This is a genomic window from Aeromonas salmonicida subsp. salmonicida (assembly GCF_001643305.1).
GTDB classification, from domain to species: Bacteria; Pseudomonadota; Gammaproteobacteria; order Enterobacterales; family Aeromonadaceae; genus Aeromonas; species Aeromonas salmonicida.
Genome location: NZ_LSGW01000044.1, coordinates 86,346 through 100,020, shown reverse-complemented (window position 1 = coordinate 100,020; position 13,675 = coordinate 86,346). Strand labels below are relative to the sequence as shown.

Annotated in this window: 15 protein-coding genes; 11 read left to right on the top strand and 4 right to left on the bottom strand. The window is 57.8% G+C overall.

What is annotated here, in order from left to right:
• Positions 1-16 precede the first annotated feature (16 nt).
• Positions 17-589, bottom strand: a complete 573-nt coding sequence (locus AXW79_RS03985) for a YajG family lipoprotein (protein ID WP_005311967.1) — start codon at positions 587-589, stop codon at positions 17-19.
• Positions 590-613: 24 nt separating this feature from the next.
• Positions 614-1,747, bottom strand: a complete 1,134-nt coding sequence (locus tag AXW79_RS03980) for a methyltransferase (protein ID WP_042467131.1) — start codon at positions 1,745-1,747, stop codon at positions 614-616.
• 194 nt (positions 1,748-1,941) lie between these two features.
• Here AXW79_RS03980 and AXW79_RS03975 point away from each other — a divergent pair, with 194 nt between their 5' ends.
• Entirely contained in the window at positions 1,942-2,262 is a 321-nt protein-coding gene (locus AXW79_RS03975) for a BolA family protein (protein ID WP_005311975.1), read from the top strand.
• A gap of 36 nt (positions 2,263-2,298) precedes the next feature.
• Here AXW79_RS03975 and AXW79_RS22740 read toward each other — a convergent pair whose 3' ends face one another.
• Positions 2,299-2,619 carry a hypothetical protein gene (locus AXW79_RS22740; RefSeq protein ID WP_043143638.1) on the bottom strand — a complete coding sequence of 107 codons (321 nt, stop codon included), beginning with the start codon at positions 2,617-2,619 and terminating at the stop codon, positions 2,299-2,301.
• A gap of 83 nt (positions 2,620-2,702) precedes the next feature.
• On the opposite strand from AXW79_RS22740, the gene AXW79_RS22735 reads away from it, so the two are divergent.
• The 8 genes from AXW79_RS22735 to nqrM are packed head-to-tail and all read left to right on the top strand — an operon-like array spanning position 2,703 to position 9,801.
• Positions 2,703-4,046, top strand: a complete 1,344-nt coding sequence (locus AXW79_RS22735) for a Na(+)-translocating NADH-quinone reductase subunit A (protein WP_011899003.1) — start codon at positions 2,703-2,705, stop codon at positions 4,044-4,046.
• Positions 4,047-4,049: 3 nt separating this feature from the next.
• Positions 4,050-5,279 carry an NADH:ubiquinone reductase (Na(+)-transporting) subunit B gene (locus AXW79_RS22730; protein WP_005311979.1) on the top strand — a complete coding sequence of 410 codons (1,230 nt, stop codon included), beginning with the start codon at positions 4,050-4,052 and terminating at the stop codon, positions 5,277-5,279.
• Complete coding sequence (locus tag AXW79_RS03960) at positions 5,269-6,057, top strand: Na(+)-translocating NADH-quinone reductase subunit C (protein WP_005311981.1); 789 nt, start codon at positions 5,269-5,271, stop codon at positions 6,055-6,057. The genes AXW79_RS22730 and AXW79_RS03960 overlap by 11 nt, the downstream gene beginning before the upstream one ends.
• Entirely contained in the window at positions 6,050-6,682 is a 633-nt protein-coding gene (locus AXW79_RS03955; protein WP_005311984.1) for an NADH:ubiquinone reductase (Na(+)-transporting) subunit D, read from the top strand. The genes AXW79_RS03960 and AXW79_RS03955 overlap by 8 nt, the downstream gene beginning before the upstream one ends.
• A 3-nt stretch (positions 6,683-6,685) precedes the next feature.
• Positions 6,686-7,282, top strand: a complete 597-nt coding sequence (nqrE, locus tag AXW79_RS03950) for an NADH:ubiquinone reductase (Na(+)-transporting) subunit E (RefSeq protein ID WP_005311986.1) — start codon at positions 6,686-6,688, stop codon at positions 7,280-7,282.
• Positions 7,283-7,300: 18 nt separating this feature from the next.
• Positions 7,301-8,524, top strand: coding sequence for an NADH:ubiquinone reductase (Na(+)-transporting) subunit F (gene nqrF / locus AXW79_RS03945; RefSeq protein ID WP_005311988.1), 1,224 nt, complete (start codon positions 7,301-7,303; stop codon positions 8,522-8,524).
• 3 nt (positions 8,525-8,527) lie between these two features.
• Positions 8,528-9,565 (top strand): FAD:protein FMN transferase ApbE, encoded by a 1,038-nt coding sequence (locus AXW79_RS03940; RefSeq protein WP_011899001.1) that lies wholly within the window; start codon positions 8,528-8,530, stop codon positions 9,563-9,565.
• 11 nt (positions 9,566-9,576) lie between these two features.
• A complete protein-coding gene (gene nqrM / locus AXW79_RS03935) occupies positions 9,577-9,801 on the top strand; it encodes a (Na+)-NQR maturation NqrM (protein ID WP_005311992.1) in 225 nt (74 codons plus the stop codon).
• A 96-nt stretch (positions 9,802-9,897) separates the two neighbouring features.
• Here nqrM and AXW79_RS03930 read toward each other — a convergent pair whose 3' ends face one another.
• On the bottom strand, positions 9,898-10,116 hold the full coding sequence (locus tag AXW79_RS03930; RefSeq protein ID WP_005311994.1) for a hypothetical protein: 219 nt from the start codon (positions 10,114-10,116) through the stop codon (positions 9,898-9,900).
• Between the two features lie 130 nt (positions 10,117-10,246).
• Here AXW79_RS03930 and dinB point away from each other — a divergent pair, with 130 nt between their 5' ends.
• Both dinB and AXW79_RS03920 read left to right on the top strand, forming a co-directional pair.
• Positions 10,247-11,299 carry a DNA polymerase IV gene (gene dinB, locus AXW79_RS03925; protein ID WP_005311996.1) on the top strand — a complete coding sequence of 351 codons (1,053 nt, stop codon included), beginning with the start codon at positions 10,247-10,249 and terminating at the stop codon, positions 11,297-11,299.
• A 66-nt stretch (positions 11,300-11,365) separates the two neighbouring features.
• The gene (locus AXW79_RS03920; RefSeq protein ID WP_011898999.1) at positions 11,366-13,507 is read left to right on the top strand and encodes a methyl-accepting chemotaxis protein; all 2,142 of its coding nucleotides are present in this window, start codon (positions 11,366-11,368) and stop codon (positions 13,505-13,507) included.
• Positions 13,508-13,675 lie beyond the last annotated feature (168 nt).

The following is a 13,675-nucleotide window of genomic DNA, read 5'->3' as shown; positions in this document are numbered from 1 at the left end:
GTTTAGCTCTCCTTTCTCAGCTCGGCTGACCTTTGAGGTAACCACGCAGAGCGTCATCCGCCATGATCTGTTGCAGCAGGCTGCCCAATTGCTGGTTCAGGATGGATTCCAGTTCGGCCATGCTCGGCTCCCCCGGACCTTCCTTGCTGGAAGACATGTTGAACTGCTTGGTCAGCTTGCTGCCCTGGAAGTCGGCAATCACCTGCAGGCTGACGCGGGACTTGGTGACATAGGTGAAGGTCTTCTCTTCCACCGTGACGGCGGCGCTGGAGATGGCCAGGGTCAGGTTGGTGGTACCGCTGTTGCCCACTTCCAGTCCCTGACTGCGCAGCCCTTCGGCCAGTTTTTCGGCCAGCAGGTTGTTGAGCGGCTGTTCGCTGTTGACCAGCACGGCTGCCTTCTCTTTCTTCTTGATGGAGAAGACGTAGGCGGCTTCACGTTTGTCGACCCCTTCCAGGGTGATGCGGTTGCCCGAGTAGTACTGCTGATTGGAAGGAATCACCTGCGGGTTGAGCAGAGCGGTTTCCGGCCAGTGAGTCGCACAACCACCCAGCATCAGGGCGGCCAGCAGCAAGAGTGACTTTTTCATCATGGGTTTCCTTTAGCTTTCTGTTTAGCGTTTGATGGCTTTCAAAATAACGAATTTGCTGTTCGACGCAACGACTTGTGCATTGGCAAACAGGCGCTTGAGTTTGTTGTGATAATCCAGGTGACGGTTGCCTACTATCCAGAGTTCGCCCCCCTGGGGCAACACCCGGTGAGCATCGCTGAACATCTGCCAGGCGATATGATCGGTGATCGCCTGCAACTGATGGAAGGGCGGGTTGCAGAGGATCCGATCCGCCGCTCCTACTGCCACGTCATCGAGACAGTTGTTGACCATGAAGCGGGCACGGGGCAGGGCATCCGGCAGATTGTGTTCGACGTTGAGCCGCGCCGAGGCGACCGCCATATGGGATTCGTCGATGAAGGTCACCTCCACCTCGGGATCCTTCGCCAGCAGTGCCAGCCCCAGCACACCGTTGCCGCAACCGAGATCGATCACCTTGCGCGCACTGTGGACAGGCAAATTGTCCAGCATGAAGCGGGCACCTATATCCAGGCTGGTGCGGGAAAACACGTTGGCATGGTTGTGGATGAGCATGCCGGTGCCCTCCAGCGGCCAGACCGTCGGATAGGGGTTGGCCAGTTCCGGCTGCATCGCTTGCGGCTCACAATGGATCAGGCGCGCCTTCTTCCAGGCCAGCGAGGTGCGGGTTGGCCCCAGGTATTTTTCAAACAATGCCAGGGTCGAGCTGTGAATGTCCTTGGCCTTGCCGGCGGCAATGACACGAGTAGCCGGTGTGACCACCGCACGCAATGCCAGCAGTTGCTGTTCCAGCAGCGCCTGATACTTGGATACCTTGATTACTACCAGTGCCGGGGCCAAGGGCAGTGGCGCGAGCGCATCCTGCAATCTGATGGCGTGAGGATCCAGTTCGTTCTCTGCGAGGTTGGCAAGGGTCGCCCGCTCGCTGATATAGGAGTCGCTGACACAGACAGGGGCGTGAGGATGCAGGAACGCCGCCAGTGCGCCGAAGCCGTCATTCATGATGATGACGGGGCCGGCTTGTTCGAGTGGCGTCTCAGCCAAGGTATTGATCAGATACTCGTCTGCCGCATCCCAGGCTTGCAACGGATCCTGGCTCTGGCGTGGGTAGCGATACAGGGTCAGACGACAATGAGCCGTGTCGAGAAGGGTTTGCATAAGCGAGAGTCCAACGTGATTCATAAAACAGGCGCCGACGGGGCGCAAAGTGGCGCTATTCTAGCGGGGGCGGAGAATTTCACCAGTCCGGCAGCTGTGTGGGCGGGGCAAATTTGCGACCATTTTCCCACGCGGGGCAATTTCGTCATACCGCCAACTCTGGCTACAATGGCCGGACATCTATTTTGGGAGTGATGCTCGTGACCATGCAACAACAGATCGAGGCCAAGCTGGCCGCTGCCTTGTCCCCCACTCATCTGGAGGTCGTCAACGAAAGCTATATGCACAGGGTGGCACCGGGTTCCGAGAGCCACTTCAAGGTGGTGGTGGTGAGCCCGCATTTCGACGGTCACCGGTTGCTGGCCCGTCATCGTCAGGTCAATGCCGTGCTGGCCGACGAGCTGGCTGGCGCCATTCATGCACTGGCGTTGCATACCTATACGGAGCAGGAGTGGTTGCAAAGAGAACAGGCACCAAAGACGCCGAGCTGTGTCAGCAAAAATGGGCTGACCTAACATTATTGATCAATCAGTTACTTAATCCGCGACCAGTTAACAATTAACAAACGTTTTTGGGCTGCGTCTTGTGTCCGGAAGCTGGGCGCTATTCCCCTGCCCAGATATCAAATTTTCTAATCCATTTTTGAACATAAAAACCATTACCCATTTTGGGGTATTAATGGCTAACTCAACGCAGAGCCTGAGGTTTAGCGAAAAAAACGGTGCGATTAAATTTCGATGATTTTGTGATAGAGCGGGGATTTTCCCCATTTTGCATAGAAGCTGACTTGCCATAAGTGCTAAACTCAAGCGCTTTTGAATGACCCTGTATGTTGCTGATTTGTTTGTCGCTTCGACATTATCCTGCAACATGAACGGGCTCATTCAACAACTCGTCGTGATGTATTTCTCGGCGCTAACCAACCTGTCTTCCCTTAACGGTAGTGCAAGTGAGTATGATTACAATTAAAAGAGGACTGGACATCCCCGTGCTGGGTGCTCCGGAGCAAGTAATCTACGATGGCCCGGCCATCACCCGTGTTGCTACACTCGGCGAAGAGTTCGTGGGGATGCGTCCTACTATGCTTGTCAAAGTAGGTGATCGCGTCATTAAAGGTCAGGAGCTCTTCGAAGATAAGAAGAACCCTGGCGTTAAATTCACGGCCCCTGCCACCGGTGTGGTTTCAGAGATCAACCGGGGTGCCAAGCGCATTCTGCAATCCGTTGTCATCGATATCGATGGGTCCGACGAGCAGGTGACCTTTGAACACTTTGCGTCTGCCGAGCTGGCACAGCTCGCGCGCAGCAAGGTGCAGGAGATCCTGGTCGCATCAGGGCAATGGACTGCGTTGCGTACTCGCCCGTTCAGCAAGGTGCCGGCCGTGGAGTCTTCTCCCCGTGCCATTTTCGTCACCGCCATGGACACCAACCCGCTGGCTGCCAATGCCGAGCTCATCATCAAGGAACAGTCACAGGCTTTCCTCGATGGTCTGGCCGTATTGACGCGCCTGACTGATGGCGCCGTCTACGTCTGTAAAGGCGAGGCCAGCCTGCCGCACGCTTCTCTGGCGCAAGTCAAAGAAGAAGTGTTCGTCGGTCCGCATCCTGCCGGTCTGCCAGGCACCCATATCCATTTCCTGGATCCGGTCAGTGCCAAGAAGGTGCAGTGGTACATCAACTATCAGGATGTCATCGCGTACGGCAAGCTGTTCACCACTGGTCAGATCTTCACCGATAAGGTGATCGCCCTGGCTGGCCCGAACGTATTGAAGCCTCGCCTGCTGCGTACCCGTATGGGTGCCTGTATCAGCCAGTTGACCAACAACGAGCTGCGGGCGGATGAAAACCGCGTCATCTCCGGTTCCCTGCTCAGTGGTGCCAAGGTTGAAGGGGTCCATGACTACCTGGGTCGTTACCACAATCAGGTGAGCGTGCTGAGTGAAGGCCGTGAGAAAGAGTTTCTGGGATGGGTCAACCCCAGCGCCAGCAAGTTCTCCATCACCCGTACCACCCTCTCGCATTTGGTGAAGCGCAAGCTCATCAACTTCACTACCACCACCAACGGTAGTGATCGCTCCATGGTGCCTATCGGCAACTATGAGCGTGTGATGCCGCTCGACATCCTGCCGACCCTGCTGTTGCGGGATCTGGTCTCCGGTGACATCGACAACGCGCAAGCGCTCGGTTGTCTGGAGCTGGATGAGGAAGATTTGGCGCTCTGTACCTTCGTCTGCCCCGGCAAGACAGAGTACGGCCCGATCTTGCGTGAGTGCCTGACCAAGATAGAACTGGAAGGTTAAGCGATGAGTTTCAAGCAACTTCTTGAAAATATGGAACATCACTTCGAGCCGGGTGGCAAGTACGCCAAGTACTATGCCCTGTTCGAGGCGGCGTATACCCTGTTTTATACCCCCGGGTCCGTGACCCGCAACGCTGCCCACGTCCGTGATGCGATCGATCTGAAGCGCATGATGATCATGGTGTGGCTGGCCGTGTTCCCGGCCATGTTCTGGGGCATGTTCAACGTCGGCAATCAGGCGATCGCCGCTATTGCCCATCTGGGTACCGTTGCCGGTGCTGATACCTGGCAATATGCGCTGGCGCAATTGCTGGGTGCCTCGCTGGATCCAGCGGTTGCCGGTATAGGCAGCAAGATGCTGATCGGTGCAACCCACTTCCTGCCAATTTACCTGACCGTGTTCCTGGTCGGTGGTTTCTGGGAAGTGCTGTTTGCCATGGTGCGCAAGCACGAGATCAACGAAGGCTTCTTCGTGACCTCCATCCTGTTTGCGCTGATCGTGCCGCCCGCGCTGCCCCTATGGCAAGCCGCGCTGGGCATCACCTTCGGTGTGGTACTGGCCAAGGAAGTGTTCGGTGGTACCGGCAAGAACTTCCTGAACCCGGCCCTGGCGGGTCGTGCGTTCCTGTTCTTCGCCTACCCGGGCCAGATCTCCGGTGATGCTGTCTGGGTTGCCGTTGATGGCTACTCGGGCGCGACCGCGCTGAGCCAGTGGGCCCAGGGCGGCCAGATGGCGCTGATCAACGGTGCAACCGGCCAGACCATCAGCTGGATGGATGCTTTCCTTGGTAACCTGCCGGGTTCCATCGGTGAAGTATCCACCCTGATGATCCTTATCGGTGCAGCCATGATCGTCTACATGCGGATCGCCTCCTGGCGCATCATCGCAGGCGTGATGATCGGCATGGTCGCCACTTCCCTGCTGTTCAACGTCATCGGTTCCGATACCAACCCCATGTTCAACATGCCGTGGCACTGGCATCTGGTGCTGGGCGGCTTCGCCTTTGGTATGGCCTTCATGGCGACCGATCCGGTCTCCGCTGCCTTTACCAACAAGGGCAAGTGGTGGTATGGCGCCCTGATCGGCGTCATGGTTGTGCTGATACGTGTCGTGAACCCGGCGTTCCCGGAAGGCATGATGTTGGCCATTCTATTTGCCAACCTGTTTGCCCCCTTGTTTGACCATTTCGTGGCGCAGGCGAACATCAAGCGGAGGATCGCTCGTGGCGTTTAATAAAGACTCTACTGTCGGCACCCTCACCATAGTGACCGGTCTGTGTCTGGTGTGTTCCATCGTGGTCTCAGTGGTTGCTGTGGGTCTGCGTCCGGCTCAGATGGAAAACAAGGCGCTGGACAAGCAAAGCAATATTCTGTCCGTTGCCGGTGTCGATGTCAGCTCGGTGGCCAAGCGTGATCTGGCCCAACTGTACGGTGACAAGATTGAAGCGCGTCTGGTTGACCTGACTACCGGTGAATTCGTTGACGGCGATGCCGACAACTTCGACACCAAGCTGGCAGCAAAAGATCCGGCCAAGAACATTCGTCTGGCACCTGCCGACGACAAGGCTGGTTTGCGTCAAATCTCCAGACTGATCCCGGTGTTCTTCGCCAAGGATGCCGAAGGCAAGGTCGACAACATTATCCTGCCGATTTACGGCCAGGGTCTGTGGTCTACCATGTATGCCTTCGTTGCCGTGGCGGCTGATGGGGAAACCATCAAGGGCATTACCTACTATGACCACGGTGAAACCCCGGGTCTGGGCGGCGAGATCGAGAACCCGGCCTGGCAAGGCCTGTTCAAGGACAAGAAGCTGTTCGATCAGGACGGCATGCCAGCCTTGCGAGTCATCAAGGGCCATGCCCCTGAAGGTTCCGTGCATGAGATCGACGGCCTGTCTGGCGCGACTCTGACCGGTAACGGTGTACAGCACACGTTCGACTTCTGGATGGGACCCAAGGGCTTTGGTCCTTTCCTGGCCAAGATTCGTGCAGGAGAAATCAACAATGGCTGACAAGAGCGAAATGAAGAAGTTGCTGTTGACGCCTGTGCTCGGCAACAACCCCATCGCCTTGCAGGTGCTGGGTGTCTGTTCCGCGCTGGCCGTTACCAGCCAGATGAAGACGGCATTCGTGATGACGCTGGCCGTGACCGCGGTGACCGCCTTCTCCAACCTGTTCATCTCCCTGATCCGCAACCAGATCCCGAACAGCGTACGGATCATCGCCCAGATGGCGGTGATTGCCTCGCTGGTTATCGTAGTTGACCAGGTGCTCAAGGCATATGCCTATGAGATCTCCAAGCAACTGTCGGTGTTCGTGGGCCTCATCATCACCAACTGCATCGTGATGGGTCGTGCCGAAGCCTATGCCATGAAGAGCGCCCCGCTGCCCTCCTTCTTGGATGGTATCGGCAACGGTCTGGGCTACGGCGCCGTGCTGCTGACCGTAGCCACAGTGCGTGAAATCCTGGGCTCCGGCACTTGGTTCGGTATCGAGCTGCTGCCGCTGGTGAACAATGGTGGCTGGTATGTGCCTAACGGCCTGCTGCTGCTGCCGCCGAGTGCGTTCTTCATCATTGGTCTGATCATCTGGGGCGTTCGCACCAGGGATCCCAAGCAGGTGGAGGCGAAGGATTAAGGTATGGAACACTATCTGAGTCTGTTGATTCGTTCGATTTTCATCGAAAACCTGGCCCTCTCCTTCTTCCTGGGGATGTGTACCTTCCTGGCTGTGTCCAAGAAGGTCAAGACCGCCATGGGTCTGGGGATTGCTGTTATCGTGGTTCAGACCGTTGCCGTTCCGGCCAACAACCTGATCTACAACTACGTCCTCAAGGATGGCGTGCTGGTCTCCGGCCTGGATCTGAGCTTCCTGAGCTTCATCACCTTTATCGGTGTGATTGCAGCCCTGGTGCAGATCCTGGAAATGGCGCTGGACAAGTACTTCCCTGCGCTTTACAACGCGCTCGGTATCTTCCTGCCGCTCATCACAGTGAACTGCGCCATCTTCGGTGGCGTCTCCTTCATGGTGCAGCGTGACTACAACTTCGTGGAGTCTGTGGTCTATGGCGTGGGTTCGGGTGCTGGCTGGATGCTTGCCATCGTGGCGATGGCGGGGATCCGCGAGAAGATGAAGTACTCCGACGTGCCGCAAGGTCTGCGTGGACTGGGCATCACCTTCATCACCGCGGGACTCATGGCGCTGGGCTTTATGTCCTTCTCTGGTATTTCCCTGTAATCGGAAAAGGAATAATAGATGGAAATTATTCTGGGTGTGGTCATGTTCACCGTGATCCTGCTGGCTTTGGTGGCAGTCATTCTGTTCGCCAAGTCCAAGCTGGTGACCGCAGGTGACGTGACAATCAGCATCAACGGCGACCCGGCCAAGGCTGTCACCAGCCCGGCGGGTGGCAAGCTGCTCGGCGTTCTGGCCGGCAGTGGCATCTTCGTCTCCTCCGCCTGTGGTGGCGGTGGCTCCTGTGGTCAGTGCAAGGTGCGTGTAAAAGCTGGCGGCGGTGATATTCTGCCGACCGAGCTGGATCACATCAGCAAGGGTGAAGCCCGTCATGGGGAGCGTCTGGCCTGTCAGGTCACAGTGCGTTCCGACATGGATATCGAGCTGCCGGAAGAGATCTTCGGGGTGAAGAAGTGGGACTGTACTGTTATCTCCAACGATAACAAGGCCACCTTCATCAAGGAGCTCAAGCTGCAGATCCCCGATGGCGAGAGCGTCCCGTTCCGCGCCGGTGGTTATATCCAGATCGAAGCCCCTGCTCACCATGTGCAGTACAAGAACTTCGATATTCCCGAGGAGTATCGCGGGGATTGGGATCGCTTCAAGATCTTCGAACTGGAGTCCAAGGTCAACGAGCCGATCATTCGTGCTTATTCCATGGCCAACTATCCGGAAGAGTTCGGCATCATAATGCTGAACGTGCGGATCGCGACCCCGCCACCCAGCAACTGGACTGCGCCTCCCGGCCAGATGTCCTCCTATATCTTCAGCCTCAAGGCTGGCGACAAGGTGACCATCTCGGGTCCGTTTGGTGAGTTCTTCGCCAAAGACACCAATGCTGAAATGGTGTTCGTCGGTGGTGGGGCGGGTATGGCGCCGATGCGCTCCCATATTTTCGACCAGCTGCGTCGTCTGAAGACCCATCGCAAGATGAGCTTCTGGTACGGTGCCCGTTCCAAGCGCGAGATGTTCTATGTCGAAGACTTCGACATGCTGGCGGCCGAGAATGACAACTTCCAGTGGCACGTCGCCCTGTCTGATCCGCAACCGGAAGACAACTGGGATGGCTACACCGGCTTCATCCACAACGTCTTGTTCGAGAACTATCTCAAGAACCACGAGGCGCCGGAAGATTGCGAGTTCTACATGTGTGGACCTCCCGTCATGAATGCTGCCGTCATCAACATGCTGAAAAACCTCGGTGTTGAAGACGAAAACATCCTGCTGGATGACTTTGGTGGTTAATCAATGCACAGTGTTGTAAAGACCTGGCTAGCCTTAGGGCTAGCCTTTTTCTTGACGGGGTGCGGTCAGGAAACGGTCCAATCCAAGCCGGAGATCCACATCACCGGCAGCACCATGGGTACCTACTATTCCATCAAGGTGGCGGATAACGTCATCACGGATCCGGCCAAATTCCAGGCCGAGGTCGACGTCCTGCTGGAGCGGGTCAACGACCAGATGTCGACCTATCGTCCCGATTCCGAGTTGTCCCGTTTCAACCAGCACAGAAGCTCGACCCCTGTGGTGGTCTCTCGCGATACCGCCCGGGTGGTGACTGAATCCCTGCATCTGGGCCGTGAGAGCCGGGGGGCGCTTGACGTTACCGTTGGCCCCTTGGTCAATCTGTGGGGCTTCGGACCGGATGCGCGTCCGACCAGGATCCCGTCCGAGGAGCTGATCACCCAGACCCGTCAGAAGACAGGTCTGGGCAATTTGCATGTGATCACCTCCGCTGATGCCGATACGTTGCAAAAAGATATTCCGGACCTCTACGTGGATCTCTCCGCCATTGCCAAGGGCTTTGGGGTGGACAAGGTGGCCGAGTATCTGGAGTCCATGGGGTCTCGCAACTATCTGGTGGAGATCGGTGGCGAGCTGCGGATCAATGGCGTCAACGGCAAGGGGCACCCCTGGCGTGTGGCCATCGAGAAGCCGACCGCCAATGCCGGCTCGGTGCAGGAAGTGATAGTGCCGGGGGACAACGGGGTTGCCACTTCAGGCGAGTACCGCAATTACTACGAAATGGATGGCCAGCGTTTCTCCCACACTATCGATCCCATGACGGGCAAACCTATCCAGCATCGCATGGTGTCGGTGACCGTCATTCACCCTTCCTGCATGACCGCAGACGGGTTGGCGACCGTGTTCATGGTGCTCGGGCCCGAGAAGAGCCTGGCGTATGCCAAGGAGCGCGGACTGGCGATCTTCGTGATCACCAAGACGGCCGATGGTTTTGACGAAGCCTATTCAGATGCGTTCAAACAGTACCTGGTTAGAAAGTAAGGGGCACCAGCATGCAGATTTTTCTGATCACCTTCGGGGTATTTCTGGTCGTTGTAGTGGCCATGGCCATAGGTTATATCTTCCAGAAGAAGACCATTTCCGGCTCCTGTGGCGGACTGGGCACTATAGGTATCGAAAAGGAGTGCGATTGCCCGGAACCCTGTGACAACCGCAAGAAGAAGATGGCCAAGGAAGAGGCCCGTCGCAAGATGCTGACCGATAACCGGATCATCTGAGCGGGCTAGGGTTTTCGAGTTGTACTCGGGCCAAGGCTGAATGGCAGGCGGGCTGGCCTTGGGGTCAGCCCGCCTTTTCTTTGGCGGGAGGGGGATTCAGTAGTCGTATTGATGACAGGCTTTCTTTTTGAACTCGGCCTTCCAGCGCGCCAGTTCCTCCCGTGTTCCCAGCTCATCCCCTTGTTTGATGGCCTTCTCCAGTGTCTCGATGCGATCATGCAGCCAGCTGCATTCGGCGGTCGGGTGGTCCTTGGTACCGCCAAGCTGCGGCAGCAGACAGAGTCCCAGTCCTACTCCCAGCCAAAGTGCTCTCATTCCCTTCCTCCTTGTCATTTGTTGTGAGTGGTGTCTTAAGAGTCTATGCCTGTTCGGTGTTTCATGCCGATGGCAGAAACGGGCGCGCTGGGTTAGCATGGGTGAGTTAACTGTTTATTCGTACAGTGGTATGCGCAAAATCATTCACATCGACATGGACTGCTTTTATGCGGCGGTAGAGATGCGGGACAACCCGGCTCTGCGGGACGTACCGTTGGCGATAGGGGGCTCCTCCGATCGGCGGGGGGTAATCTCGACCTGCAACTATGTGGCGCGCCGTTTCGGGGTGCGCTCCGCCATGCCGAGTGGCCTGGCCAAGAAGCTCTGCCCGCCGTTCGTACTCATACCGGGACGAATGGCGGTCTACAAGGAGACCTCCCGTCAGCTGCGCGCCATCTTCCTGCGTTACACCGAGCTGGTGGAGCCGCTTTCGCTGGACGAAGCCTACCTCGATGTCACCGACAGTAATTGCTGTGGTGGCAGTGCCACCCTGATGGCGGCCGAGATCCGCCAGGCCATAGTGACCGAACTGGGGTTGACCGCTTCGGCCGGGGTGGCACCGAACAAATTTCTGGCCAAACTCGCGTCGGAGCAGCGCAAACCCGACGGCCTGTTCGTGATCCGGCCAGAGGAAGTGGATGAGTTCGTGCGCCAGCTGCCGTTGGCCAAGTTGCCGGGGATCGGACGCAAGACGGCCGAGCGGCTGGAGTCCCTGGGACTCTATTCGTGTGAGGATGCAAGAGTGCTCAGCAGTGATGAGCTGATCGCCCGGTTTGGCAAGTTGGGGGAGATGCTGACTGGCCGGATCTGGGGCCGTGATGATCAGCCGGTGCAGGCGCAGCGGATCCGTAAAACCATTGGCGTGGAGACCACGCTGGCCAGCGATGTGCTGGATGAAGCCGCCTGCTGGCAGGTACTGAGCCAGCTTATTCCCGAGCTGGAGCGTCGTTTTGCCGCTGGCTATGCCAGGGAGCAGTTGATGGGGCAGGGGATCAAGCTCAAGTTCGCCGATTTTCAGCAGACCACCGTCTATCGCCGTGGCGGCTATCAGCCCGAGCTGTTTCACGATCTGCTCCATGAGGGGCTGCTGCGGGCGCAGGGTAAACCCATTCGACTGCTCGGGCTGGTTGTGGGCCTGCCTCGTGACGGGGAAGTTAACCAGCTGAGCCTGGATTTTGCTTGATTAGGTTAAGTTTTTGTATCCAAAACCGATACACTGATCACATCTGTATGAGCTAGGAATGGTGGCATGAGTTCTCTTTCTGTTCAGGGGCGGATCACCCTGATCGCCGGTTGTTGTTTATTGGCCAGTGCTGGTGCCCTGGTTGCCTCTTCTCTTTATAGCGCCGCCCGGATGCAGGATCAGGTGCTGACCTCCACCACTGAGGAGGCGCAACGCTCGGCCGAAAACTGGATGAAGGCGATGGGATCCGAGCAGGCGGCCAAGGTTACCAGCTATCTGGATGAGGCCTATTTTCGTACCACTCTGCTGGCTCAGAGCATATTGTTCCAGCGCAAGAATGCGGCCGACAACTTTGGCTCTTCCGAGGCGCTGCGTGGTGCCGTCAATCAGCAACTGCACGATGCGGCGGCGGCTTCCGCCAACCTGCTTGGTGTCTATGCGGTGTTCGAGCCCGATCAGCTGGATGGGGAGGACAGCAACTACCACGGTTCCAGCGAGCTGGGTGCCAATGACAAGGGGCGCTTCTCCACTTACTGGGCCCGGGTCGACGGCAAGATAGAAGCTGAGGTGCAAGACGAATCCGTGCTGGCGGACGAGAGCCCCACGGCAGCAGGTGGCGTCGAGAACGACTGGTATCGTTGCAGCATTCGCAGCAAGGCGCTCTGCCTGCTCGAGCCCTACCTCGATGATGTGGGGTCGCAGAAGGTACTGATGACCTCGGTGACAGTCCCTCTGCTGGAGCAGGAGACCTTGCTCGGCATGGTCGGGGTCGATATCTCGCTGGCGACCCTGCAAAGTCTGGTCAAGGAGATGGATCAGGCGCTGTACGACGGACAGGGCAAGGTATTGCTGGTCAGTCACGAAGGGCGAGCCGCCGGGGTGGATGGGTTTGACGTCACTCTGGGCAGCCCGTTGGGGCAGCAATATCAGGCACTGGCTGGCGATCTGAAAGGCTGGATCGGCCAGGGGCAGACAATGACACGCTGGAGTCCTGACGGGACTCTGCTGCAAACCTTCGTGCCGGTCAGCATGCGCGGCACCGAGCACAAATGGGGCATCTATATCGAGCTTCCCCGCACCGTTGTGCTGGCCTCGGCCCGCCAGCTGCAAGATGAACTCTCCAACCAGGCCAATGGCAGCGTGGTCACTCAACTGGTGATTGGCGGCGTGATTTCGGTAGTTGCCTTGCTCTGCATCTGGTTGATGGCTCGTCAGATAGTCGCCCCCATTCGCGCCGTGGTGGCTCGCCTCAAGGACATAGCCACGGGGGAGGGAGACCTGACCCAGCGGATTGACCTGCATCGCGATGACGAGATTGGCGAGTTGGCCAAGTGGTTCAACAGCTTCCTCAACAAGTTGCAATCCACCATCAGTCAGGTGATCGATACCGTTGCGGGCACCCGCGCCAGTGCGGAGCAGGCGGCTCAGGTTGCCGAGCGCACCAGTGCCGGCATGCAGGCCCAGTACCAGGAGGTGGATCTGGTGGCGACTGCATTCGAGGAGCTCAGTGCCACTGCCTTGCAGGTGGCGGGCAACGCCAACTCGGCGGTGGCGGCGGCCAACCAGGCAGATACCTCGGCGCAGGAGGGCAAGTATGTGGTGGCCGATACCCAGGAGGCCATGCGCAAGTTGATGGCGGTGATCAGCGATGCCAAACCTGTGGTGGAGCGACTCGCCGCCAACAGCGACAACATCAACGACATACTGGTGGTGATCCAGGGGATCGCCGAGCAGACCAACCTGCTGGCGCTGAACGCCGCCATCGAGGCGGCGCGGGCCGGTGAACAGGGCCGTGGCTTCGCCGTGGTGGCTGACGAGGTGCGCAATCTGGCGGGGCGTACCCAGAATGCCATCGTCGAGATCCAGACTCTCATAGGGCAGCTTCAGTCCGGTACCGAGGCCGTGGTCAAGGCGATCATGACGGGTCACAGCCAGGCGGATGTGACGCTGACAAAAGTGGATCTGTCGGTCAGCGTGCTGGAGCAGATCATCCATGCGGTGGCGACCATTCATCAGATGAACGAGCAGATTGCCAGGGCGGCGCAGGAGCAGAGCGGGGTGGCGGACGAGATCAATCGCAACGTCAGCAACATTCGCGATGTGAGCCATACCATACGGGCCGAGGCGGCGACCTCCGCCGAAAATGGGCGCGAGTTGTCGGCGCTGGCGGACAAACAGCAGCAGCTGGTGGGGCAGTTCAAGGTATAGGATAAGAAAAAAGGCGCCATCCAACCGGAGGCGCCAAACACATTCAGATGACAGACTGGGTTAAATCGGTCCGATTTAAGCCCCTCTTCCCGCAGAGGAAGAAACACAACACCACAATCGCAGACCACTGACTCACAAAAATCACATGTAAACCAACATGGAAGAGAA

Coding starts and splice junctions, on each gene's coding strand:
- nqrF (WP_005311988.1), top strand. CDS start 7,301: ATGGAAATTATTCTGGGTGTGGTCATGTTCACCGTGATCCTGCTGGCT.
- AXW79_RS03975 (WP_005311975.1), top strand. CDS start 1,942: ATGCTCGTGACCATGCAACAACAGATCGAGGCCAAGCTGGCCGCTGCC.
- AXW79_RS22730 (WP_005311979.1), top strand. CDS start 4,050: ATGAGTTTCAAGCAACTTCTTGAAAATATGGAACATCACTTCGAGCCG.
- AXW79_RS03940 (WP_011899001.1), top strand. CDS start 8,528: ATGCACAGTGTTGTAAAGACCTGGCTAGCCTTAGGGCTAGCCTTTTTC.
- AXW79_RS22735 (WP_011899003.1), top strand. CDS start 2,703: ATGATTACAATTAAAAGAGGACTGGACATCCCCGTGCTGGGTGCTCCG.
- AXW79_RS03980 (WP_042467131.1), bottom strand. CDS start 1,747: ATGCAAACCCTTCTCGACACGGCTCATTGTCGTCTGACCCTGTATCGC.
- AXW79_RS03920 (WP_011898999.1), top strand. CDS start 11,366: ATGAGTTCTCTTTCTGTTCAGGGGCGGATCACCCTGATCGCCGGTTGT.
- nqrM (WP_005311992.1), top strand. CDS start 9,577: ATGCAGATTTTTCTGATCACCTTCGGGGTATTTCTGGTCGTTGTAGTG.
- AXW79_RS22740 (WP_043143638.1), bottom strand. CDS start 2,619: ATGTTGCAGGATAATGTCGAAGCGACAAACAAATCAGCAACATACAGG.
- nqrE (WP_005311986.1), top strand. CDS start 6,686: ATGGAACACTATCTGAGTCTGTTGATTCGTTCGATTTTCATCGAAAAC.
- dinB (WP_005311996.1), top strand. CDS start 10,247: ATGCGCAAAATCATTCACATCGACATGGACTGCTTTTATGCGGCGGTA.
- AXW79_RS03955 (WP_005311984.1), top strand. CDS start 6,050: ATGGCTGACAAGAGCGAAATGAAGAAGTTGCTGTTGACGCCTGTGCTC.
- AXW79_RS03985 (WP_005311967.1), bottom strand. CDS start 589: ATGAAAAAGTCACTCTTGCTGCTGGCCGCCCTGATGCTGGGTGGTTGT.
- AXW79_RS03930 (WP_005311994.1), bottom strand. CDS start 10,116: ATGAGAGCACTTTGGCTGGGAGTAGGACTGGGACTCTGTCTGCTGCCG.